22 protein-coding genes and 1 rRNA gene are annotated in these 21,406 nt (G+C 43.9%); 11 read left to right on the top strand and 12 right to left on the bottom strand.

The annotated features are described in order from the left end of the window. Positions 1 to 115 (top strand): 5S ribosomal RNA (gene rrf / locus E2K74_RS09045). A gap of 567 nt (positions 116 to 682) precedes the next feature. Here the strand turns inward: rrf and E2K74_RS09050 are convergent. Continuing rightward, positions 683 to 2,062 carry a dihydrolipoyl dehydrogenase gene (locus tag E2K74_RS09050; RefSeq protein ID WP_151205163.1) on the bottom strand — a complete coding sequence of 460 codons (1,380 nt, stop codon included), beginning with the start codon at positions 2,060 to 2,062 and terminating at the stop codon, positions 683 to 685. Positions 2,063 to 2,214: 152 nt separating this feature from the next. Here E2K74_RS09050 and E2K74_RS09055 point away from each other — a divergent pair, with 152 nt between their 5' ends. Then, the gene (locus E2K74_RS09055) at positions 2,215 to 4,218 is read left to right on the top strand and encodes an Ig-like domain-containing protein (protein WP_151205164.1); all 2,004 of its coding nucleotides are present in this window, start codon (positions 2,215 to 2,217) and stop codon (positions 4,216 to 4,218) included. 152 nt (positions 4,219 to 4,370) lie between these two features. Here the strand turns inward: E2K74_RS09055 and E2K74_RS09060 are convergent, their stop codons facing one another. Both E2K74_RS09060 and E2K74_RS09065 read right to left on the bottom strand, forming a co-directional pair. Beyond that, a complete protein-coding gene (locus tag E2K74_RS09060) occupies positions 4,371 to 4,793 on the bottom strand; it encodes a beta-lactamase hydrolase domain-containing protein (RefSeq protein ID WP_151205165.1) in 423 nt (140 codons plus the stop codon). Beyond that, positions 4,786 to 5,121 (bottom strand): TIGR01244 family sulfur transferase, encoded by a 336-nt coding sequence (locus E2K74_RS09065; protein WP_151205166.1) that lies wholly within the window; start codon positions 5,119 to 5,121, stop codon positions 4,786 to 4,788. Before E2K74_RS09065 ends, E2K74_RS09060 begins: the two co-directional genes overlap by 8 nt. 125 nt (positions 5,122 to 5,246) lie before the next feature. On the opposite strand from E2K74_RS09065, the gene E2K74_RS09070 reads away from it, so the two are divergent. The 3 genes from E2K74_RS09070 (at position 5,247) to E2K74_RS09080 (ending at position 7,018) form a co-directional block, all read left to right on the top strand. Continuing rightward, positions 5,247 to 6,143, top strand: a complete 897-nt coding sequence (locus E2K74_RS09070; protein ID WP_151205167.1) for an alpha/beta hydrolase — start codon at positions 5,247 to 5,249, stop codon at positions 6,141 to 6,143. After that, positions 6,144 to 6,575 carry a thioredoxin TrxC gene (trxC, locus tag E2K74_RS09075; RefSeq protein ID WP_151205168.1) on the top strand — a complete coding sequence of 144 codons (432 nt, stop codon included), beginning with the start codon at positions 6,144 to 6,146 and terminating at the stop codon, positions 6,573 to 6,575. It abuts the gene before it with no gap. A 74-nt stretch (positions 6,576 to 6,649) separates the two neighbouring features. Beyond that, positions 6,650 to 7,018 carry an acyl-CoA thioesterase gene (locus E2K74_RS09080; protein ID WP_218955325.1) on the top strand — a complete coding sequence of 123 codons (369 nt, stop codon included), beginning with the start codon at positions 6,650 to 6,652 and terminating at the stop codon, positions 7,016 to 7,018. Positions 7,019 to 7,075: 57 nt separating this feature from the next. Here the strand turns inward: E2K74_RS09080 and E2K74_RS09085 are convergent, their stop codons facing one another. Next, entirely contained in the window at positions 7,076 to 7,579 is a 504-nt protein-coding gene (locus E2K74_RS09085; protein ID WP_151205170.1) for a DUF4442 domain-containing protein, read from the bottom strand. Positions 7,580 to 7,607: 28 nt separating this feature from the next. Further along, the gene (locus E2K74_RS09090; RefSeq protein ID WP_151205171.1) at positions 7,608 to 8,096 is read right to left on the bottom strand and encodes a YajQ family cyclic di-GMP-binding protein; all 489 of its coding nucleotides are present in this window, start codon (positions 8,094 to 8,096) and stop codon (positions 7,608 to 7,610) included. Positions 8,097 to 8,187: 91 nt separating this feature from the next. Between E2K74_RS09090 and E2K74_RS09095 the strand changes: the two genes are divergently transcribed. Further along, positions 8,188 to 8,502, top strand: a complete 315-nt coding sequence (locus tag E2K74_RS09095; protein WP_151205172.1) for a rhodanese-like domain-containing protein — start codon at positions 8,188 to 8,190, stop codon at positions 8,500 to 8,502. A 165-nt stretch (positions 8,503 to 8,667) separates the two neighbouring features. Here E2K74_RS09095 and mnmC read toward each other — a convergent pair whose 3' ends face one another. Genes mnmC through E2K74_RS09115 form a run of 4 tightly spaced genes read right to left on the bottom strand, consistent with a single transcriptional unit; the run spans position 8,668 to position 12,056 of the window. Then, the gene (gene mnmC / locus E2K74_RS09100) at positions 8,668 to 10,566 is read right to left on the bottom strand and encodes an FAD-dependent 5-carboxymethylaminomethyl-2-thiouridine(34) oxidoreductase MnmC (protein WP_151205173.1); all 1,899 of its coding nucleotides are present in this window, start codon (positions 10,564 to 10,566) and stop codon (positions 8,668 to 8,670) included. A gap of 39 nt (positions 10,567 to 10,605) precedes the next feature. Next, a complete protein-coding gene (locus tag E2K74_RS09105; protein ID WP_151205174.1) occupies positions 10,606 to 11,109 on the bottom strand; it encodes a hypothetical protein in 504 nt (167 codons plus the stop codon). Between the two features lie 5 nt (positions 11,110 to 11,114). Further along, positions 11,115 to 11,417 (bottom strand): YciI family protein, encoded by a 303-nt coding sequence (locus E2K74_RS09110; protein WP_151205175.1) that lies wholly within the window; start codon positions 11,415 to 11,417, stop codon positions 11,115 to 11,117. 27 nt (positions 11,418 to 11,444) lie between these two features. Continuing rightward, positions 11,445 to 12,056 carry an inner membrane-spanning protein YciB gene (locus E2K74_RS09115; RefSeq protein WP_151205176.1) on the bottom strand — a complete coding sequence of 204 codons (612 nt, stop codon included), beginning with the start codon at positions 12,054 to 12,056 and terminating at the stop codon, positions 11,445 to 11,447. 45 nt (positions 12,057 to 12,101) lie between these two features. Between E2K74_RS09115 and E2K74_RS09120 the strand changes: the two genes are divergently transcribed. Beyond that, complete coding sequence (locus E2K74_RS09120; protein WP_151205177.1) at positions 12,102 to 12,953, top strand: PHP domain-containing protein; 852 nt, start codon at positions 12,102 to 12,104, stop codon at positions 12,951 to 12,953. Between the two features lie 72 nt (positions 12,954 to 13,025). On the opposite strand, the gene E2K74_RS09125 is transcribed toward E2K74_RS09120, so the two are convergent. Together E2K74_RS09125 and radC are read right to left on the bottom strand one after the other, a co-directional pair. Next, positions 13,026 to 13,937: a bestrophin family protein gene (locus E2K74_RS09125; protein ID WP_151207261.1), complete on the bottom strand. Its 912-nt coding sequence runs from the start codon at positions 13,935 to 13,937 to the stop codon at positions 13,026 to 13,028. A 65-nt stretch (positions 13,938 to 14,002) separates the two neighbouring features. Then, positions 14,003 to 14,704 (bottom strand): RadC family protein, encoded by a 702-nt coding sequence (gene radC, locus E2K74_RS09130; RefSeq protein ID WP_151205671.1) that lies wholly within the window; start codon positions 14,702 to 14,704, stop codon positions 14,003 to 14,005. A 113-nt stretch (positions 14,705 to 14,817) separates the two neighbouring features. Between radC and coaBC the strand changes: the two genes are divergently transcribed. Further along, positions 14,818 to 16,092: a bifunctional phosphopantothenoylcysteine decarboxylase/phosphopantothenate--cysteine ligase CoaBC gene (gene coaBC, locus E2K74_RS09135; RefSeq protein ID WP_151207263.1), complete on the top strand. Its 1,275-nt coding sequence runs from the start codon at positions 14,818 to 14,820 to the stop codon at positions 16,090 to 16,092. Positions 16,093 to 16,357: 265 nt separating this feature from the next. Beyond that, complete coding sequence (locus tag E2K74_RS09140; protein WP_151205454.1) at positions 16,358 to 16,861, top strand: hypothetical protein; 504 nt, start codon at positions 16,358 to 16,360, stop codon at positions 16,859 to 16,861. Positions 16,862 to 16,905: 44 nt separating this feature from the next. Here the strand turns inward: E2K74_RS09140 and dusA are convergent, their stop codons facing one another. Continuing rightward, positions 16,906 to 17,928 carry a tRNA dihydrouridine(20/20a) synthase DusA gene (gene dusA, locus E2K74_RS09145; RefSeq protein WP_151207265.1) on the bottom strand — a complete coding sequence of 341 codons (1,023 nt, stop codon included), beginning with the start codon at positions 17,926 to 17,928 and terminating at the stop codon, positions 16,906 to 16,908. 908 nt (positions 17,929 to 18,836) lie between these two features. Here dusA and E2K74_RS09150 point away from each other — a divergent pair. Continuing rightward, positions 18,837 to 20,426, top strand: coding sequence for a peptide chain release factor 3 (locus E2K74_RS09150; protein WP_151204324.1), 1,590 nt, complete (start codon positions 18,837 to 18,839; stop codon positions 20,424 to 20,426). 88 nt (positions 20,427 to 20,514) lie between these two features. Further along, entirely contained in the window at positions 20,515 to 21,339 is an 825-nt protein-coding gene (locus E2K74_RS09155; RefSeq protein WP_151204336.1) for a hypothetical protein, read from the top strand. Positions 21,340 to 21,406: the final 67 nt, after the last annotated feature.

Below are 21,406 nucleotides of genomic sequence, written 5' to 3' on the forward strand. Positions count from 1 at the left end.
GCTGGCGACCATAGCAAGAGTGAACCACCTGATCCCTTCCCGAACTCAGAAGTGAAACCTCTTTGCGCTGATGGTAGTGTGGGGTTACCCATGTGAGAGTAAGTCATCGCCAGCTCATTATTCAAAATCCCCCTGCTAAAAAGCAGGGGGATTTATTTTTATAAAAAGAAAAATAAAAAGGAAAATACGCTGATCAAGTGAACTAATTGCAATGGCATCGGTGCAAACCGTTGCTGAATTGACAAGATACAATATGTTTGAGAATCTTTAAAACACATTAAAAAAATGAAATTAATATCAATTTAGCGTATGTGAAAAAAAATGGTCTACATCAGTAGGTGGCGAAGTGATCGGGATCAATTAACTATGCTTTAATGATTCGGACTCAGCTATCCATCAAGTGGCTTTAGACTATTTAAGTATTCTAGACTACTATGTTGATAATTATAAATAATTGAAATTAAAGTGAATTTTTGTTTTTTGTGTGGGTTTGAGCAATTTAAAAGATTACTCTGATGGGTTGAGAGTACCTGTGCGAGAGCAATTTATACAGTATGCATCTTTGAAGCAACTTAGTGCTGCAGGTAATTTGGAGTTACTTGCAGCATAGCGCTGTTTGGATCGCTGGATTGCACATACAAAATGTTTAGGGCGTGTGTTGAAGCTCAAAATAGCTGAACTATTATTGTGAATCTAGCTGCCTTCGGGCATGCTTTAGAGCAGTTCGCAGGCCTTCAACAATCGTTGGATGGTAATAAGGCTTATCTAGTAAATCATCAACAGTAAGCGCTTCATCTACCATCCACGCCAGTAAATGTGCTAAATGTTCAGCTTCATGGCAAAACAATTCTGCACCGAGTACTTTACGCGAGCCTTTATCAACATAAATCTCAGCAGCTCCCTGATTTTTCGCATTTATAATGGCGCGTCCCTGTTTTCTAAAATCAATAGATCCTGTCACAAACTCAATGTTGCGATCTTTTAACTGTTTATAATTTTGTCCCAGCATCGCCATTTCAGGTGAACAGAAAACAATACCTAAAGGCGTTAATGTTTTGACCTCTTGATCAGGATTTGCCCTTAGGCAGTGTTTAGCAGCATGTTTGCCTTCATGAGCCGCTTCATGCTGAATGGGGGTGGAAGTGTATGCATCGCCGACAATATAAATCGGTAAATCAGACAATTGCTTGGTTTTGCTGTCTACAGGCAAGTTTTTTAAGTCTTTAAAATCGGGATGAATATTTTCAAGTTTTAATGTGTTCAGGAGTGTTTTACGACCTGTTGCCGCCATTACACAGTCCACTATTAAGGTTTGATTTCTACCATTTTCCATATAGCTTAGTTCAACCCCATTTTCAGTGTTTTGATAATCACTTGGCAAAGTTTCAAAATGTAGGTTTAACTCTTTGCTTAGCTCCTCCTGTGCGAGCTTTTGCAAAGCAGGGCTGCTGAGTGCACCAATTCTTCGGCTGCGTGCAAAAATATGGGTGTTTACCCCTAAACGGTGCATAGCTTGAGCAAGCTCGACGGCAATGACACCGCTGCCAATCACGGCTAAGGATTTTGGCAGTTTTTCCAGTTCAAAGACCTCATCTGTCGTGATAAGCCGCTTGTCCAGTTTTTCTTTCAATTCCTGATCGATGCTTGGCGTTGTTCCTACAGCAAGAATAAAGCTTTTTGCCTGATAAGATTGATTGTTGACTTGAACCGTATTGGCATCAATGAATTCGGCGCGGCCTGAAATTTTATGTTCAGTTTTCCATGAGTCGACATCTTTTAAGGTTGCACGGGTAAAGCGGTCTCGTAATTGCTGTACATACGGCATCACTTGGGAGGTGTCTATTTTAACTTGTGCAGTTAATCCTAAACCTTCATGTTGTTGCATTTCATGCATGCGGTTGGCAGATAAAATCAGAACTTTACTTGGCATACATCCGACACGGGCACAAGTGGTGTCCCATGGGCCATCATTGATGATCAGGATATTTTGAGTATATTTTATGGCTTCTTTATAGGCTGAAATTCCGGCAGTTCCAGCGCCAATGATAATGAGATCGTACATTTGTTACTCTTACTAAAATCATTATTGATAAGCTAGCATACAAAACATTTAGCTTACCTTTATTTACATAAAACCATAATTATGATTACATAACACGAAATTAAATAAAGATTGATAGCAAACCCTATAATAGAGGGTCTTGGGGAATTTGAATGATTAATAAACAATTAGGTATTAAATTATCTGCTCTTACTTTTGCACTAATATTGGCCGGTTGTGGCGGTGGTGGTAGTGATGGGTATTATAATGATGGAAGTGGGTCAAATAATGGTAATGGATCAAATACTGATAATGGGATAGAAGCACCGGTTGTAGCTAAATTGAATATTACCAATGTTGAGTTAGTAGATAGTAATAATCAAGCAACTACAGTATTAACGCTCCTTGGTGCCAGTGCAGGCGTAAAAGTAACTGACCAAAATGGCCGGCCAGTCAGTGGGGCACTTGTAACGTTTACAGGTGAAAATATTACATTTGAAACCTCTAATGCCACAGTTCTATCGAATGCTGAAGGTATTGCAAAGATTGGTATTAAGCCAACAGATGAAACAAAAACAGGTATTTTTAAAATTTCTGCCAATGCAGAGCTGAATGAAAATACAGCAAATACGAATGATACCTATGTTTCTGTAGAAGCTATTAAAACCAAATTTGAAAATTTAACATTTGATCATTTAAGTATTGATGCGGGCGGCTCTGTTAAAATCAGTTTAAGCACTGTTGATAGTTTAACGGATATTGCACAAAACAATGTTCAAGTAAGTTTTAAAGCAGATTGTGGGACATTCACTAATAGTACAGTGAGTTCAAATCAAGGTTTAGTTGAAACGACATATACTGGAGTTTCAACAAGTGGTCAGTTGTGTTCGGGTACGCAAGTGATTACGATTTCTGCGAATAATGGGGCAACCACAACAACACAAAATATTACGATTAATCCGATTAAAGCTAATTCACTCGTATATAGTTCGGGTGAAGTAAAATTAGGTGCTGCAAATAGTGGTTCAAGTGCATCGGGTAAAGTTGAATTCACCGTGTATTCAAATAACTTACCTGCTAAAAACCAGGATGTTTTGGTAGAATTAATTTATGCACCACGTGATTTGAGTTTCATTACATTACATAACAAAGTAAAAAAAGTTATTAAATCAAATGATGACGGTAAAATTGTTATAGATATATTCCCAGGCAGTCTACCAGGTCCTGTGGAATTGAAAGCGACTTTAGTTAGCGATCCTAGCGTCACAGCATTAACCAAGGATGTTTCAGTTGCAACTGGACGTGTTACCCAGAATGGTTTAAGTCTGTCAGTTACTAAGAATGCATTGCAATGGGATATTGATGGCGATAAAGCGACCGTCGTAGCTCGTTTGCGTGATCGTGTCGGGAATAAAGTTCCTGATGGAACAGTCGTGAGTTTTGTTACTGAAGGCGGTAGCATCGAGCCAAACTGTTCAACAGTTGATGGTGAATGTAGTGTTGTTTTACAAACTCAAAATCCACGCCCTGCGGATAACCGTGTAACAGTATTAGCTTATGTTGAAGGCGATAAGTCCTATATTGATAAAGATTCAGATAACGTATATACGGCTGGTGTAGATGAGTTAACGAGTAACATTGGTGACTTCTTCCGTGATGATAATGAAAATACAATTTTTGAAGCTGCGCGAGGTGAGTTTCTTTATAAGCGTGGTGCTGTCGGGAATACATGTGCGGCAAGTACATTTATTCAGCCAAATATCTCAGGTACATGTAGCACTGAATTGTCAGCTGTCATTCGCCAACAACTTGTATTCTCATTTAGTAATGATATTCCAACCATCGCAGACTTAACTGTAACAGATACCAAATCAAACTTTAATTTTAAGTTATTTGGTAATAGTGCACGGTCAGTTCCGATGCCTACAGGCACGACAGTTGCAGTTCAGGCAGAAGATAATACGAAAGACAATCAAAAGTCTTGTTCAGTTGAGCTGTGGAGTGGTAATGCAACAGTACCATCGGTATTTAATCTGTTAACACCTTCAACCTTCGCTTCAAGTTCACAAGTGAATTATTCTTATCGTTTAAAAGAATGTGACTCAGGGGATAGTTTGGTTCTTACTGTGACAGCTCCTACAGGGCAAATCACGAAACAAGAATATATAATTCGTTAAAAATAAAAAAACAGCGCTTCGGCGCTGTTTTTTATGGGGGGATTAGATTTAAAAATTAAATCGAAGTTCCCACACTGACTCCTACAGTGGGCTTCAGGTTCATCGAACTACAACCGACAAACGTCAAACTGAGGCATACAATCAGCAATAACTTATTCATGAATTAACCCCTGAGATTTTGCCTGATTAAAGAGTACTGCCGAGCGTGTACCGCTACGGCACACCATTAAAATCGGTTTCGGCAGCTCATTATAATAGCGGGCAAACTCTTCAATATTAGCCTGGGAAATCTGTCCACTTACTACAGGCTGGTAGATCACGCTTACCTGAGACCTTTCCGCAATTGAACGTAACTGGCTCACACTTACCTTATTTCCTGGCTCCTGATCGGGAAGATTAACAATCACCGATTTAAAACCATCTTTTAATAACTGTTCAAACTTAGCCGATGTCATCTGACCTGTTATGCTGACATTTGAGTTCAAAGCGCGACTTAAGTCACTGGCTGCAAAACTTAAAGAAGCGCAGCTCAAACTCATCAGCAGTAAAGCTTTGTACCAGAAGGACTTAGTCATCCAGCAAGTCCATCTGTTTTGCCAGTTGATATAAATTATTGGAACGGTTACCTGTACGGCAGAACATCAAGATCGGTTTTGGCAACTCATTATAATGATTGGCAAAAGTGCGTACATCAAGTTCGCTTATCTGGCCCGCGACCACAGGCTGAAATACATAATCCAGACCCGCCTTACGCGCTGCTTCCTCAATCTGGACACTGGAGGGCTGTTCAGGGCCGCCTTCCATGTCTGGACGGTTATTAATAATCGATTTAAAACCTTTTTCCACCACCTGATCAATATGTTCAGGACCAATTTGACCTGCAAAGCCTATATTTTCGCTCATGATGTCACTCCATTATCGCATTTATCTTGATATGCTTTATGATAGCATTAAGCTGAAAATATGATGTCTAGTTCTGAAAACTTTATAAACGATTACAACTATAAAATAACGCAATGGAGCCGCGTATGTACGCTTATACAGTCGAACCACTGTATGTCAAAAGCGGTCAGGAAGTGATTGCTGCAGATTTCTATCGTCCTCAACAGATCGACAAGCCCGCTGTCATCCTCATGGCTCACGGTCTGGCGGCTTTACGCCACTTTAAACTGATCCAATACGCACAGCGTTTTGCCAAAGCCGGTTATGCGGTGGTACTCTTTGATTATCGCTACTGGGGAGGAAGTACGGGTCGCCCACGTGAGCTGGTATCAATCCGGGCTCAACTTGATGATTGGCGTACGATGATTAACCATTTACACACACGTAAATCTATTGATGCCAAACGTATTGTACTGTGGGGAACTGCGCTAAGTGGCGGGCATGTATTAACCCTTGCAGCAGAGTTAAAAAATATTCAGGCGGTGATGGTCCAGGTACCTTTTGTGGATGGAGCCGAAAGTGCCAAACTTTATCCCTTACAGCAAATGCCCAAAGCCCTGAAAATTTCCAGTCAGGATTATATGGGAGCAAAGGTCGGCATGGCACCCAGAACTTTACCCGTGGTTGACCGGCAGGGACTGTGTTTTCTACCGACCCCGGACAGTTATGAGGGCTATCTCTCCATTGTAAATCCGGATTATTATTGGAGTGGCTATATTCCGGCACGGGCGTTCTTTAAGCTAATCCGTTATCGTCCTATTCTGGATGTGCGTAAGATCGCGGTGCCTGCGCTTTTTATTGCGGCTCAGCAAGATAGTCTGATACCGATTGAGTCCAGTAGGGAAACAGCGACCAATATTGCTCCTTTTGTACAATATCATGAGTGGAATATGCGACATTTTGATATTTATCATGGAGAATGGTTTGAAAAAGCGATTTCGACCCAATTAGAATTCTTACATCAACATATTGGAGTGCGTTAGATGATCATTGTATGCTCAGAATGTCAGGCCAAAAACCGTGTGCCTGAAGAGAAGCTGACGGAGAATCCTGCCTGTGGTCAATGTCATCAGGCGCTGGTTCCCTTGGCCCCGATTGAACTGAATGAACAGAATTTCAGTCTGTTTGTCACCCATAGTGACCTGCCGATTCTGATTGACTTATGGGCAGACTGGTGTGGTCCTTGCAAAATGATGGCACCGCATTTTACCAATGTTGCCCAGCAATATCCTAATGTTGTGTTTGCCAAAATCGATACCGAAGCCAACCCACGTTTAAGTGCTGCATTTAATGTGCGGAGTATTCCGACGCTGGTGTTGATGAATAAAACGGATGAAATTGCTAGAATAAGCGGTGCATTACGCTCAAGCGAGCTACAAAAATGGCTTGATCAGCAGTTAAATGCCTCATCCTAATTCACAAGCCTGGAGTTCAAGTGTCAGATTCTCATATTAAACCAGAGGGAATTCTTTCCCTGCAGACCATTGCAATGCCTGCGGATACCAACTGGAGCGGAGATGTATTTGGTGGCTGGATTGTTTCACAAATGGACTTAGCCGGTGCGATTCATGCCGAGCGTTTTAGTAAAGGTCGTTGTGCTACTATTTCAATCAACCAGATGACCTTCTTGGTTCCAGTAAAAGTGGGTGATGTGATTAGCTGTTATACCCAGATTTTAAAGGTGGGTAATACCTCTATCCAGATGGAAATTGAGGTATGGGATAGTCACGATGATTCGCGTCCACCTGTACGGGTGACAGAAGGGGTATTTACCTTTGTCGCAGTGGATGTCAAAGGCAATAAACGCCTGATTCCGGAAGAAGCAAAACAGAAGTTTTTAGAATCTCGACAGAACTGAATAGAAAGTAAAAAAATCCCAGCCCATTGTCTGGGATTTTTTTGGTTTACGATGAAATCAGGCTTTCTTCAGCTGGCTCTTGGCCACCCAGGCCCAAAGCATTTCACATTGAATCGGTTCCTCACCAGACTCATCGGTGATGATGACCCGAACCAGCGTTTCCCCTCTGTCTGAATTTTGCATCAATTGCTGCTGTTCAGCAGTTAGGGTAGCCACTGCGGTCATGGCGCCTTTGCTGGGCCGCTTATAATCCACTTTTAGGCTTTTGATGAGCACGATGGCACTATCCGGAACGTTCATCGCCGTGACAAAACCAGTTGCAGTTTCTGCCAGCAAGGCCATGGCACAGGCATGGAGCTGACCAATATGGTTCTGCATGGCTTTATGATTGGCGATGCTCACGACCACCTTGGACGCACTGATGTGCTGATAGCGGATTTTGGCCGACCCCACCATGGGCACCATCCGGCCAAAAGTTTTACTCAGTAAGGTGGTTCGAATACCTTGAGGTAGTCTTGATGTGGCTTGAACCAGTTTCGTCAGTCGATTGCGATGTGCCATAATTTCCTCAGCCAGACAGGACGCTGTCTTAATCCTTAAAGTTGTTGAACTGTAAAGGCAAACCGAATTGCTGTTCCTTCAGGAATGCCATCAATTGTTGCAAGGTATCGCGTTTCTTGTCGGTCACACGAATCTTGTCACCCTGAATTGAAGATTGCACTTTAATGCCACTTTCTTTAATGGCTTTATTAATTTTTTTCGCAGTATCAGAGTCAAGACCATCTTTAAGCTTGATGACCTGAATCACATTTTTACCAGAAGCTGTCATTTTTTGCGGATCAAGCGCCTGAATGTCGACTTTACGCTTATAGAAGTGGTTTTCCAGCATGGTATACACTTGCTCACATTGGAAATCACTCTCAGTGATAATTTTGATTTCCTTGTTTTTTTCATTCAGTTCAATTGAAACCTCCTGTCCACGGAAATCAAAACGTGTTCCGATTTCTTTTTGAGTGTTTTGAACTGCATGATTTACTTCAAAAATTTCTAATTCTGAAACAATATCGAAAGAAGGCATGGTTTAGACCTTTACAAATGGAAAGAATATCTGAGATGCTAGGGATGTTTTCTTCATTTGCCAAGTGTTGTTTATATCAAAGGAGTGCGCAATGATCCGTAAACAAGAAATTACAACATTTGAGTTCCCAGAAAATGCCGTAATCTGGGATGTACGCGATGCAAGTGCTTATGCTGAAGCACACGTGAAAGGGGCAGTGAATCAGCCCATTAACGATCTTTCAGCAGACAGCCTGACTCAGGTGTCGGCGGATCAACCAATTTATATTTTATGTGGCGGTGGAAGCAAAGCACCACGTGCAGCTGAGAAGTTAGAAGCTTTCGACAATTCACGTGAATATGTCATTCTGATGGGGGGAACCCGTGCTGCTCGTGAAGCAGGTATGCCCTTAGAACAGAGTGCATGATTGACTTTGTCAAAAAAGCGCCGTCAGGCGCTTTTTTAATGGGGGTAATATTTTCCGTCTCCTTTTAGAAAGGAGCAGGGAGAGGTGAAATATCTTCACAATAAAATAAGATCCTCACTCTAGCCCTCTCCCATAGGGGAGGGGAGAGCCCTTTAAAACAGGATTCTATATTTGCGGCTTGAAATATGGTTTTTTAGCTTTCACTTTTTTCTGAAAACGCGTCACGCTGAGTTTTTTGACGAGATCAGACGGAGCAGGACACGCCTCTCCGAGGATCTGGGCTGCCAGAATTTCACTGCATAATGGCGCAAACAGAAAACCCTTGGAACCCAGTCCCGCGAAACTGTAAATTTCTTCTCCGGTATGCATTTGACCCAGTAGCGGAAAATAATCCTGACTTTGTGCCCGTACCGAGGCACGGCCTTGCCAGGTCTCAGCGGCTGGCAGTGATTGGGCATATTCGGGGAAGACACTGTGGATAAGTTCATAGTTATGCACATGATCTTCTGTCAGTACGTCTGTGTCTTCGCGATTTGGATGAAAAGAAGCTCCAAGCAGCAGTTGTTCATGATTCAGCTGCATACAGTAGCCGCCATAACTATAGGCGGTTTTTAGGTTTAAGGGCTGGTTCTGGTTATTTACCCAGCTGACTTGGCCTCGAATCGGTTTGAGTACCGGATAATCTGTGAAGAACTGCTGGCTTTCTCGCGCCGTACAGACAATTACATGATCAAACTCCCCGAGGAACTGCTGATCTGTAAACAGCTGAGTGTTGGTGGCTGTTTCAATGCGGCTGATTTTGGCCTGTGCATAATGAATATTAGGATGTTGCAGAATTTCCTCCTGTAGCTGGTGCGGCGAAACAGCACCAGCTGCCAGAAGTTTTAAACTAGGATATTCGCTGTGTAGCTCTTGAGATTCCACCGCTTGCAGGGCCAGAATGCCTGCTGGATATTCATCTGCCAAACTGAGCAGTTGCTCAGGCTTTTTCAAAGCCAGCTGGCTGACCTGAATCGGGCGAAAAGCTTTAAAGCTCTGATAATGATTGAGGGCATATTGCCATGCCAGCGTCATCAGGTGTGCGCTGCTTTGTTCAATTGGACCGAGTTTGGGGTTTAGTAAGGCCAGAGGATTGCCTGATCCTCCTGCAAGTGGCGCTGACTGGTCGTAAATTGAGACTTGATGACCGCGCTGAGCGAATGCCCATGCCGCACTCAAGCCTGCAATTCCGGCGCCAATTACGGCAATCTGGCGGGGCTGGGTATTTAACTCAGGTTTTGATTCAGTTTTTTTTTGAGCAATATCCGACTCTGACGGACTGTCATTCTTTTCAGCAGGTTTCCAGATGGCTTTTAGCATTTCACGTTTATGGCCAAAGCCGCGGGGACGGGAAATAGAAATACCGTGATTTTTTAAGCCGCGCTTTAATACGCCTGCCACACTAAAAGATGCAAAGGTGGTTCCTGTCTCTGATAGGCGCACAATATGCTTTAAAACGTTTTCTTCCCACATATCCGGATTGCAGGAGGGCGCAAAACCATCCAGAAACCAGGCATTTACCGGCGCGGTTTTTTCGATGACAGGAAAGACTTCATGTGCATCTCCCAGCCAAAGATCCAGACTAAACCGCTCCTCAGGAAAGCTCAGGCGATGACAGCCCGCCAGAGGCATCGGATATTGGGCAATTAGTTGATCCGCCAGTGGTTTGAGTTCAGGCCAGACATGTAAAGCCCGGATCAGATCCGGTTTGGACAGAGGGAATTTCTCGACTGAAATGGCATGCAGATGACTCTGATTATCAGGTCGAAGCTGTTGCCAGAGCTGCCACAGTGCCAGAATATTGAGACCTGTACCAAATCCTGTTTCGCCTACACAAAAATATTCAAAAGCTTTGAGTTCTGTCAGGCGAGTGGTGAGGTCATTGCCATTTAAAAACACATGCCGCGTTTCTAATAAGCCATTATCTTTAGAAAAATACACATCACCAAACTGCTTGGAGACAGGCACATCAATGCCATCGACCAGTTGCCAATCCAGATCGGCGGTTTGAATTGCATGAGACAAAACGGGCACAACCTTTACTATGTCAAAGAGAGTGGTAGCTTACCATTGTCGGCGACGTTTGGTATAAACATAGCTGGCAATCAGGAAGCCCAGTAGTACGCCGACAGCCAGCGTTGCAGCACCATACAGGAACATCTGGGCACTACGTTCGCTTTGTAAGACCTGAACCTGAACACCAAGATTATCGTTCTTTAACTGTAATTCCTGATTCTGGGCCAAGGCTTCAAGATTGGCTTCTTCCAGCTGTTGTAAACGGGTGGCCTGATCTTTGACCAAGGCTTTGACCCTGGCTTCTTGCTGAACCTTATTGCGGGCAATTTCCTCTGCAGTTAAAGGCCTATTTTCAGCGGCTGGACTGGTCTGGGCAGAAGTGGCTACAGCCGGGAGAATTACAGGCTTTGCAGTGGACTGGGTTTGGACCGCTGTCTCTGGCGCTGCTACTGTCTGATGGTCCTGAATGGCGGGTGCAGGTAAAACCTCAACCGCCCACACCGGAGCAATCATAAAATATAGGCCAAGCATACTGGCAGTAACAACACGCATGAACCTTATCCTTGAGGAAATGCTTTATTAAATGGCTTGACGTCAATGTGTGCGTAGACCCCTTCTTTCAGGAAAGGCTCATCCTGTAACCAGGCATCCAGTGCTTCACGATTATCGAAGTCGACAATAATGGTACTGCCATAAAAGCCCGCTTGAGGATTGGCCGGGTCTTTAGGCATGGCACCTGCCACAATCAGACGGCCTTCGTCATCGAGTTTTTGTAAACGGGCAAGGTGCTGGGGACGAATTGCGAGGCGTTTTTCAACTGTACCTTCTTGATCGGTGCAGCTCACAACAAATAACGGCATGCTGGCTCTCTTGGTTTGTAGTTGGACTTATTCAGCGGTTTTAAAGTATTTACGCAATACAATAAACTGAATAATGATAAAGGAAAACATCACGATCATGTCACCAAATGCGGTAAATTCGCCCCAATATTTTCCATCCATCCATAAGTAGGCGAAAAAGGTATGCAAAAATGACATCAAGACAAACATCCCTACCCAGGCATAGTTGAGTTTGACCCAGCCTTTATCGGTTAAATTGAAGACAGGACCAAACAGGCGCTGGATTAATGGCTTTTTATCTTTGCTAAACCATGGCGACAAGAAAAACACCCCGGCAAAGACCAGATTCAGCAAAACGGCTTTTAGCCGGATATAGAAATCATCGCTCAGGATCAGGGTAATGCCACCAAAAATTACCGTCATAAACAGTACAATCCATTGCTGCTTGTCCAGACGGAATTTCTGCATGACGAATAAGGCACCGTAGACGACCAGCATAGAGATGATCAGGCCTGTGGTCGCAACAAGAATATTATTATTGTCGACACCTCCAGCAGAACCGATCAGTTGTAGCAGTTGATGGTCAGTGTCTTTTGGATCTACAGTTTTATATAAATAAAAGAAAATAATGAGTGGCACAAAGTCTAAAAGTGCTTTCATGTTAGAGTATCTAAATCTGATCAAATAAATGTCTATAGTATAGAGATGCACGGCGTAGATTTACATACACATAGTAATATTTCTGATGGGACTTTTAGTCCACAGCAATTGGTTGACGCTGCGGCGGGCAATTTCATCCATACTTTGGCCCTGACCGATCATGACACCATAGATGGTTTGACGCTGGCTCAAGAAGCCGCTAAAAATCATGAGATTAAGATTGTTTCTGGAGTTGAAATCTCCAGCCAGTGGTCACGTCCTGCAACCAAGAAAAATTATGGTGTGCATATTGTTGGGTTAAACATGCAGGATCTGGCCCCTTTACAAAAAGCGCTCAATCAACAAAAGAAAATCCGGGCTGAACGCTCTAAACAGATTTGCGATCTGCTGATTCCTTTAATTGGTCAGGATATTTATGCAGATGTGCTTGCCAAAGTGGACCAAGTTCCGGATCGGGTAACACGGACACATATTGCCAAAACGCTGGTAGAGAAGGGGATTGTGACCCGCCCGCAACAGGCCTTTGATAAATATATCAAGGAAGGCAAAAAAGCCTATGTCAAATTTGATGGCCTGAATCTTGAAGACACCATTCAGGTGATTCATGAAAGCGGCGGTTTTGCGGTGCTGGCACATCCGACCAAATATGATTTATCTGCGACCAATATCCGTTACCTGATCGAAATCTTTGCCAAGTTTGGTGGTGATGCCGTAGAGCTACCGCCCGCAATTGACCCAGCTTCAACCCGGCAGATGGTAGACCGAATGATTGCAGAGCATGGGCTCAAAGTATCAATAGGTAGTGATTTTCACGGTGACCATATGCCCTGGATTAAACTGGGGAATGTGCCGAGTTTAAAACCAGGGCAGGTCGGGATCTGGGAGAGTTTTGTTTAGTTATTGCCTCAATTTCTAGCTGCTCCGCGAGTCTGAGAGGGTGCAAGAGTAGAGAAAACACCAGGAAAGACATTAAAGCAAATTATGATCTTGAGCTTTAATTGGTGGTGGCGTCGGTTTACCCAAAGTTCCTAGCAGTTCAATTTCAATCGTACGCACCATAGAGTCCAAGGGCAGGTCATTACTCTGTGTGCCAAAAGGCTCCTCAATTTCTGAACTTAAGGCATCCAGACCTAAAAAGGTATAAGCCAGAATTCCCACCAGCAAGGGGGTCAGCAAGCCGAGGGTTGAACCCAGACTAAAGGGTAAAATAAAACAGAAAAAATAGACGGTACGGTTGAGCAGAACCGAATAGGCAAAAGGCAAAGGTGTCGTTGCAATCCGGTCACAGCCGGTTTGTACAATACTAAGCTCGGCCACATGATCATTCATCTGCATATAAATCACGTCAGAAATTTCACCTTCTTTGAGTGCCTGCATCAGCTCCCATTGAATCAGGCTCAGCGTATACTGCGGGGCATTGGCTTGCTGATACAGCTGGGTAATGGCCTGCTGGCTCATGCCACTGGTTTCAACCAGTTCGGTCGGGTTCGCTGTTTGGTGGCGCAGGCGATCTCGCAGGACATTGGCAAAAACAATCACATGCTGAATCACCCTTTCACGGCGGCCTTGCGACAGCATTCGGCAGTCGCGGTCAAAGTGCCGAGCGTTGGCAATCAGAATGCCCCAGAGTTTGCGTGCTTCCCACCAGCGGTCATAACAGGCCGAGTTTTTGAAACCAAGAAAAATAGAGAGCACGACCCCGATCACGGTAAAGCCGCTCAGCGGTAATTCTGGAAAATTAAGATAACCAATATGCGCCAATCCGCCGACAATGGCCGAGATCAGCATGACCACACCTAAAGGGGGCAGAACCTTCGGTAAAATTGTCCCCCGCCAGGAAAATAGCAGTTTAAACAGGCTGGGCTGGTCACGTACGATCATTTATTGGAATCATCACAGTTTTTTTCATGATCTTCGGAACTTGTGCCTGCTTTGTCAAGTGCTATTCAGGGTGTTCTTTCAGGTTTGATGAGGTGCTGCTCAGCAAAGGAGAAACAGCCCTCGAGTGCAATAATACAATGATCAATCAAATGAATGTCAACCAGTTGACAGGCCTGCTGAATCTGTCGGGTTAAGTCGAGATCTGCCTGAGACGGATAGGCTCTGCCCAAGGGATGATTATGAGCAATAACAATTGAGGTTGCCTGCTGGGTAATGGCATAGCGTAGCAGTTGATTAATGGAAATATCACATGCATTAATGGAGCCATAAAACAGTTTTTTAAAACTGATTTTTCTCAAGCCGGCATCCAGACACAGCACGGCAAATACCTCCTGGCTTTCTCCCAGCAATTCAAAACGTAAATAATCTCTTAGCCGTTTGGAGTTGCTGAGTTCGAGTGCATCCTGTTTAAGATGCTCAGCAATATAACGCCGTCCCAATTCCTTGACCGCTATTAGTTGGGTGTATTTGCTGATACCTATTCCATGAAACTGGCTGACCTCCTGTAAAGGGGCATCCAGCAGGGCGGTTAAATGCCCGAAATGCTGAATCAATACACGTGCCAGTTCGACCGCTGAATGCTGCTGTGAACCTGAACGGAGAAAAATAGCCAGCAGTTCGGCATCGGATAAACTTTCTGCCCCATATTGAATTAAACGTTCGCGTGGCCGTTCCTGTTCTGGCCAGTTTTTTATAGAAAATTGCATGATGATTAGACTTATTTATTATGAATTATTGGTTTTCCCCCAAGCGCATCTCTTGGGAATGTGATTATTTAATGCTATTGTGAGCCCCACTGCAACAGAAAGGAAAGCTGTTCGTGAGCTTTGATCTAAGTGTAATTTCTCATAAAAATATCATTTTAGCAGTCACTGGCGGTATTGCTGCCTATAAAAGTGCCATTCTGGTTCGCCGTCTGAAAGATGCCGGTTTTAATGTGCGGGTTGTCATGACCCGGGGGGCACAAGCTTTTATTACACCTTTAACTTTTCAGGCGTTGTCGGGCAATCCTGTGCATACTGAACTGCTGGATCCTGAAGCCGAAGCAGGCATGGGGCATATCGAGCTGGCCCGCTGGGCTGACCTGTTACTGGTTGCACCGGCCAGTTGCGACACTCTGGCAAAATTCGCTGCAGGTCTGGCTGATGACCTGTTGAGTACCTTATATCTGGCAACGAATGCCCCTGTTTGGGTGGCGCCTGCCATGAACCAGCAGATGTGGGCCGCCAAAGCGACGCAGCGTAATCTGGCGACGTTGATTGAAGATGGCGTGCATGTGATCATGCCGGATGCAGGCTCACAGGCCTGTGGTGATGTCGGCCTTGGCCGTATGCCGGAACCGGAAGAGCTGGCTCAACAGGTCACCGAATATTTTCACAAGGCCCAGCGTACAATTGCAGAAAAATTTGGCATGCTGGCCGGTAAACAGGTCACCATTACTGCTGGCCCGACGCGTGAAGCGATTGATCCGGTACGTTATATTTCTAACCACAGTACCGGGAAAATGGGCTTTGCACTGGCTGCAGCCTGTTATGCAGCAGGAGCAAACGTGACCTTGATCGCAGGCCCTGTCAGTCTGGATACGCCGAATGGGGTCAAACGTAAAAATGTTTCCTCTGCGGTGCAAATGCTGAATGAGAGTATGCAGATGCTAGAGCAGGGCTGTGATATTTTTATTGCGACTGCAGCAGTGGCTGATTATCGTGTTGCGCAGGTGGCCGAGCATAAAATTAAAAAAGCCGGTGATGAGCTGAATGTCGCACTGGTGAAAAACCCGGATATTGTGGCTACGATTGCCCAGCAGGAAAAGCGCCCATTTATGGTCGGCTTTGCCGCAGAAACCCGTAATATTGAAGAATATGCCGCGGGGAAACTGGTTGCGAAAAAGCTGGATATGATTGCCTGTAATGATGTTTCACGCGCAGATATCGGTTTTGCTTCAGATGAAAATGCCATGACCGTGTTTTTTGCCGAGCACTATCATCTGGACAAGCGTGATCTGGACAAAGCTTCCAAACAGGAAATCGCACAACAGCTGGTAGAGGCGATTCATACTGCCTTACATCATAATCCTGCTGTAGAAGAAGATTTTTAATAGCATATTCATAGGATCGATTAACACTTCGTCTGCTAAACATCCCTGAGTTGATCAGGGATTTTTTATGTAAATTTTTAGCATAGGTTTAACTTTAAAAATGGCGTAATTTAAGTTAAATAGATTAACTATAACTTAAGGTTATAGACCAAGGATGGATATATCCGTGGCGCAGCAAAAGTATAGAATAGATCACAGAATAATCTGAAGATAAAAAGTGTGACACAGATAAAATGCAGTTGGAAGGAATCACAAAGAGGGCGATATGAAAAAAATCATGATGGGATTTATGATCGCCTGTCTGGCAGGATGCAGCTATTTTATATCGACTGAGGAACTGGCCCGCAATATTCAGGGACAAATGCAGCGTGAATTTAATGCCAATCCCGATTATCAGGATTATCATTTAAAAGTGCTGCAGGTAAAAATTGTCCAGCGTACCGGCAATGGCTTTCAGGCCATTTCACAGTTGAGCTATCAGGGGCATGAGTATCCGATCGAGGTGCAGATTGCCAAGGCTGGTGGAGGCTACAACTGGTCCATTGAAAAAGATGCTTTTACTTTTATTGATGAGATTGAGATTGAAAAATATCGTCAGCAACTGGATCGGGAGCTGGCACAGCTGGCGGCGTCCCTAGAGCCTGTTAATGAAGCGACTACTCTTGAATCGGGGACGAACTCTTATCCGGCGGTAGAAGCGGTATTACATTCAGCCTCTGATAATGTAGAGCCGATTCCGGTAGGCAATATCACCGCTTATAGCCAATAGTTGGCTGGATGCTAAAAAAGCACCGGGGGCGGTGCTTTGTATTTTTAGGCTTCGACCTGATGCGCTTGTACATAGTCTTCAGTACGCTGCATCGCTTCCTGAATATTGACCAGCGCCGTTTCTACATCTTTCAGGGTTTTGGCATTGCCGCCGCTTAACGCCTGACGCCATTTACGTGCACCTGGCAGATTTTGGAACAGGCCTAGAATATGACGGCTAATAATCGATAAAGGTGCGCCTTCAGCCATACGCCGGGCAATATAAGGCAACATCTCTTGCATGATGTCAAAACGATCTGGCGCTTCCAGATTCCACAATTGGCCAAGTTCAGCCAGCAGATAAGGATTATGGTAGGCTTCGCGGCCAATCATGACCCCATCCACATGCTTGAGGTGTTCAAGTGTTTCGGCGTAGGTTTTAATCCCGCCATTAATTTCGATGGTGAGGTCTGGACGGTCCTGCTTCAGACGGTAGACATCTTCATAACGCAGCGGAGGCACTTCGCGGTTTTCTTTGGGAGAAAGTCCTTGTAACAAAGCAATCCGTGCATGCACAATAAAGTTGTTACAACCAGTTTTCGCCACGGTATCAACAAAATGCAGCATTTCTTCATAAGACTGCATATGATCAATACCAATGCGGTGTTTGACACTCACAGGGATCTCAACAGCATTACGCATTGCATCAATACATTCAGCCACCAGATCAGACTCTGCCATTAAACAAGCACCAATTTTATTATTCTGTACCCGGTCACTTGGGCAGCCGACATTCAGGTTGACTTCGTTATAGCCCCAATCCTGTGCCATTTTGGTACAGGTGGCCAAATCTTTAGGGTTAGAGCCACCCAGTTGTAATATGATCGGATGTTCTTCCTGATTAAAATCCAGATGGCGTTTGCTATCTCCATGAATGATGGCACCTGTAGTGACCATTTCTGTGTATAGAATGACATTTGGATTAAACAGACGCGCAAAGAAACGGTAATCTTTGGTGGTCCAATCCATCATCGGGGCAACACTGATTCGTGGAGATGGAGTGTTTTCAATATTGGAGTGAATCGTCATTTAAACATCATGCCTTTAATCTATCTTTCGCAACTCGCACAAATCTGTGTAAAGCTATATTGATGAATGGGTCAGTCGCATTCCCAGTGAATTTTACACCATAATCAAAAAATAGTTCATGATGTAAATAAGAGAATCCATTACAGCACAAAACAGCAGCCAGGAAAGCCGGAGGATTCGGCTAATTAGCGCCATCGCGCAGGCTGGCTAATGGGGTGGCTGATGATGCAGCCAATGATCAAGTTGAAGGTGACGCTGATTTCTTCAATACTTGATTTGCGGATTAATCCAATCTTGCTGAATACAGTAAAACTGACGGTGATGAAAATGGCAAGGCGGTGCTAAAAATCGATCCTGATGATGCTACTGTAAATGGCGGCATAGTACCTGATTGGGCAGATTTGTTAATCCTTGACAGTAAGTCTGCATCAGATTTACACAATTTAATTCATAGCCAGATTATTAGCGGTTAATGTTCAAACTCGACACTATTTGCAGTTAATTATCTAAAAGGAGCGTTGTGCTGAGGCAGGGCGTTCCTTTAGCTTTTTTGAAGCGATTGGTAAGGGGGCTTTTAGCTTGATCAAGCGGGATCACTGAATTTTAGTGAGAACTCATAGATCAGAAGACTATATAAAAAATATCTCAAGATGATGGAAATTCAGTAGATAAAATCCTGCATCATTTTCTACTTTAATTTACGAATCTTAGCGACTTTAAATAGAGCCTAAACGTCTTATCTCCAAAGTTTATGCGCCTGAATAAATGTCTATTTCACTCAACTTGGTTTGAGTCATGGATGCGGGTTAAGCATTCATATATAATTACGCCAATTTTAAGTTATTACTTCACGGTCTGGGCACGCATTATAAGTGTGTGCAAAACTGTGTACATATTGAAGATTCCCTATGTTTAAAGATCAACTCGCTAAAGAAGTCGCGGCCCGCAGAACCTTCGCGATTATTTCCCACCCCGATGCGGGTAAAACCACCATGACGGAAAAGCTGCTGTTATGGGGTAAGGCGATTCAAGTTGCCGGGATGGTAAAAAGCCGTAAGTCAGATCGCGGTGCAACGTCTGACTGGATGGAAATGGAAAAAGAACGCGGTATTTCCATTACCACTTCTGTGATGCAGTTCCCTTATAAAAATCATGTAATTAATCTGCTGGATACACCGGGACACGAAGATTTCTCGGAAGATACCTATCGTACCTTAACGGCAGTTGACTCGGCATTGATGGTAATTGATGGGGCAAAAGGAGTCGAAGAACGAACCATTAAATTGATGGAAGTGTGTCGTATGCGCGACACGCCAATCATTTCGTTCGTCAACAAAATGGACCGTGAAATCCGTGAACCCTTAGAGTTACTGGATGAAATTGAAAGTGTCCTGAAAATTCGCTGTGTGCCGATTACCTGGCCAATGGGCACAGGGCGTGATTTTGCCGGGGTGTATAACATCCTTGAAGATAAATTTTATGTTTACAAGGCCGGTTTTGGCTCGACCATTACCGATATTGAAATCCGTGATGGTTATGACCATGCCGATTTGCGTGAAAAAGTGGGTAAGCTTGCCTTTGCGGCCTTTGAAGAGTCCTTGGAGCTGGTGCAAATGGCCAATGATCCATTAGACCATGAGGAGTTTTTGGCTGGCCGACAAACCCCCGTGCTTTTTGGTACAGCATTGGGTAATTTCGCGGTAGACCATGTATTGAATACTTTTATTCAATGGGCACCGCCACCTAAGGCCCATCCTACCCATGAGCGAGTTGTAGAAGCGACTGAAGAAGGCTTTAGTGGATTTGTATTTAAAATTCAGGCCAATATGGACCCGAAACACCGTGACCGTATTGCCTTCATGCGGATCTGTTCAGGACGCTATGAAAAAGGCTTGAAAATGAATCACGTCCGTCTGGGTAAAGATGTACGGATCAGTGATGCATTGACCTTCTTGGCCGGGGAGCGTGAACAGCTGGAAGAGGCATGGCCTGGGGATATCATTGGTTTACACAACCATGGAACTATTCAGATCGGCGATACCTTTACTTCAGGTGAAAATTTACGCTTCACCGGTATTCCACATTTCGCACCTGAAATGTTCCGTCGTGTGCGTTTAAAAGATCCTTTGAAGTCGAAGCAGCTGCAAAAAGGTCTAAAAGAGCTTTCCGAAGAAGGGGCAACTCAGGTGTTTATGCCACAAATCAATAATGATTTGATTGTGGGCGCAGTCGGTGTCTTGCAGTTTGATGTAGTAGCTTATCGTCTGAAAGAAGAATATAAGGTGGACTGTGTGTATGAGCCGGTAAATATTAATACCGTACGTTGGGTTTCTTGCGATGATGAAAAGAAATTCAATGAATTCAAGAAAAAAGCCCATGATCAATTGTCCCTCGATGGCGGTGGACATTTAACTTATCTGGCACCTAGTCGGGTGAACTTGCAGTTGATGCAAGAGCGTTATCCGGATATTCAGTTCAAGGCGACACGTGAACATTAAACGCAGCAAAAATAAAACAGCTTCTTTATGAAGCTGTTTTATTATGTAGAATCATTAAGATAAATGAGCTATTTGAGAAGAAAGAGTGATGGGCATACAGGGGAAAATAGGGGCTGCATCAATCATTACGATTGGTCTGATACTGAGTGCCTGTGATACTAAAAAACAACAATCCGATTCGCACGAACAGTTTGCAAAATCGGCTGCTGCGACCGAAAAAGCTGAGGTTTTACCGTACTTAAACATTCAGGAGCAAGACGCAAACATCGCTTTGCCTTTTTGCGAAACCCAGCATTGTATTAATCTGGCTATTCAAACCGTCCATACCGAAGATGCCTGGTTAAATCAATGGATTGCCAAAAGTCAGGCGAAGGTGATTCAGGACCAGATTGGGCTTAAACAGGATATGAGCTTACAGCAGGCTATCAATGCCTATGTAAAAAAATCGGATGCTTGGCAGGCTGAATTTTCCAGTAATAAAGCCTATGAGTTGTCGATGTATACCCGAATTGCCTATCAGCGTAATCAATATGTCCTGATGCAGTTGGGAGTAGATACAAAACAGGAAGGCGTGAGCATTAAAGAACGTTATTACTTCTTTGTGGCAGATCGTAAAAAACAGAAAACGGTCACTGTGCTGGATATTCTTGAACCCAAACAGCAAGTGGCTATGAATGACATTGTGCAACAAGCGTATCAAAAGTGGTTACAAGAGCAAAAGGCTGAAGTCAAACAGCAGGCACCCAAAAAATTGTATTGGGGACAGGCAGACTGGTTCTTTGATCAAGAGGGTATAGGTTTGCATTATCGTACCCATGAAACTGTACAAGATGGCAATCAGCTGGATATTTATTTAAGCAAAGAACAAACGCAACAGATATTGAAAGCTGAGGCTTATCAGCATATGTTTTAATCAGACGTCGTAAAATACCGATATTGAGTCGAAGTTCATTTAACCAGTTTAAGTTATAGGTCGCATT

Origin of the sequence: Acinetobacter sp. RF15B, from assembly GCF_007558235.1 — a bacterium.
Lineage (GTDB): Bacteria > Pseudomonadota > Gammaproteobacteria > Pseudomonadales > Moraxellaceae > Acinetobacter > Acinetobacter lwoffii_C.

What these genes read in the sequence shown, in the direction of transcription:
- E2K74_RS09050 (WP_151205163.1), bottom strand. Translation starts at nt 2,062, where the DNA reads ATGTACGATCTCATTATCATTGGCGCTGGAACTGCCGGAATTTCAGCC.
- E2K74_RS09055 (WP_151205164.1), top strand. Translation starts at nt 2,215, where the DNA reads ATGATTAATAAACAATTAGGTATTAAATTATCTGCTCTTACTTTTGCA.
- E2K74_RS09060 (WP_151205165.1), bottom strand. Translation starts at nt 4,793, where the DNA reads ATGACTAAGTCCTTCTGGTACAAAGCTTTACTGCTGATGAGTTTGAGC.
- E2K74_RS09065 (WP_151205166.1), bottom strand. Translation starts at nt 5,121, where the DNA reads ATGAGCGAAAATATAGGCTTTGCAGGTCAAATTGGTCCTGAACATATT.
- E2K74_RS09070 (WP_151205167.1), top strand. Translation starts at nt 5,247, where the DNA reads ATGTACGCTTATACAGTCGAACCACTGTATGTCAAAAGCGGTCAGGAA.
- trxC (WP_151205168.1), top strand. Translation starts at nt 6,144, where the DNA reads ATGATCATTGTATGCTCAGAATGTCAGGCCAAAAACCGTGTGCCTGAA.
- E2K74_RS09080 (WP_218955325.1), top strand. Translation starts at nt 6,650, where the DNA reads ATGCCTGCGGATACCAACTGGAGCGGAGATGTATTTGGTGGCTGGATT.
- E2K74_RS09085 (WP_151205170.1), bottom strand. Translation starts at nt 7,579, where the DNA reads ATGGCACATCGCAATCGACTGACGAAACTGGTTCAAGCCACATCAAGA.
- E2K74_RS09090 (WP_151205171.1), bottom strand. Translation starts at nt 8,096, where the DNA reads ATGCCTTCTTTCGATATTGTTTCAGAATTAGAAATTTTTGAAGTAAAT.
- E2K74_RS09095 (WP_151205172.1), top strand. Translation starts at nt 8,188, where the DNA reads ATGATCCGTAAACAAGAAATTACAACATTTGAGTTCCCAGAAAATGCC.
- E2K74_RS09105 (WP_151205174.1), bottom strand. Translation starts at nt 11,109, where the DNA reads ATGCGTGTTGTTACTGCCAGTATGCTTGGCCTATATTTTATGATTGCT.
- E2K74_RS09110 (WP_151205175.1), bottom strand. Translation starts at nt 11,417, where the DNA reads ATGCCGTTATTTGTTGTGAGCTGCACCGATCAAGAAGGTACAGTTGAA.
- E2K74_RS09115 (WP_151205176.1), bottom strand. Translation starts at nt 12,056, where the DNA reads ATGAAAGCACTTTTAGACTTTGTGCCACTCATTATTTTCTTTTATTTA.
- E2K74_RS09120 (WP_151205177.1), top strand. Translation starts at nt 12,102, where the DNA reads ATGCACGGCGTAGATTTACATACACATAGTAATATTTCTGATGGGACT.
- E2K74_RS09125 (WP_151207261.1), bottom strand. Translation starts at nt 13,937, where the DNA reads ATGATCGTACGTGACCAGCCCAGCCTGTTTAAACTGCTATTTTCCTGG.
- radC (WP_151205671.1), bottom strand. Translation starts at nt 14,704, where the DNA reads ATGCAATTTTCTATAAAAAACTGGCCAGAACAGGAACGGCCACGCGAA.
- E2K74_RS09140 (WP_151205454.1), top strand. Translation starts at nt 16,358, where the DNA reads ATGAAAAAAATCATGATGGGATTTATGATCGCCTGTCTGGCAGGATGC.
- dusA (WP_151207265.1), bottom strand. Translation starts at nt 17,928, where the DNA reads ATGACGATTCACTCCAATATTGAAAACACTCCATCTCCACGAATCAGT.
- E2K74_RS09150 (WP_151204324.1), top strand. Translation starts at nt 18,837, where the DNA reads ATGTTTAAAGATCAACTCGCTAAAGAAGTCGCGGCCCGCAGAACCTTC.
- E2K74_RS09155 (WP_151204336.1), top strand. Translation starts at nt 20,515, where the DNA reads ATGGGCATACAGGGGAAAATAGGGGCTGCATCAATCATTACGATTGGT.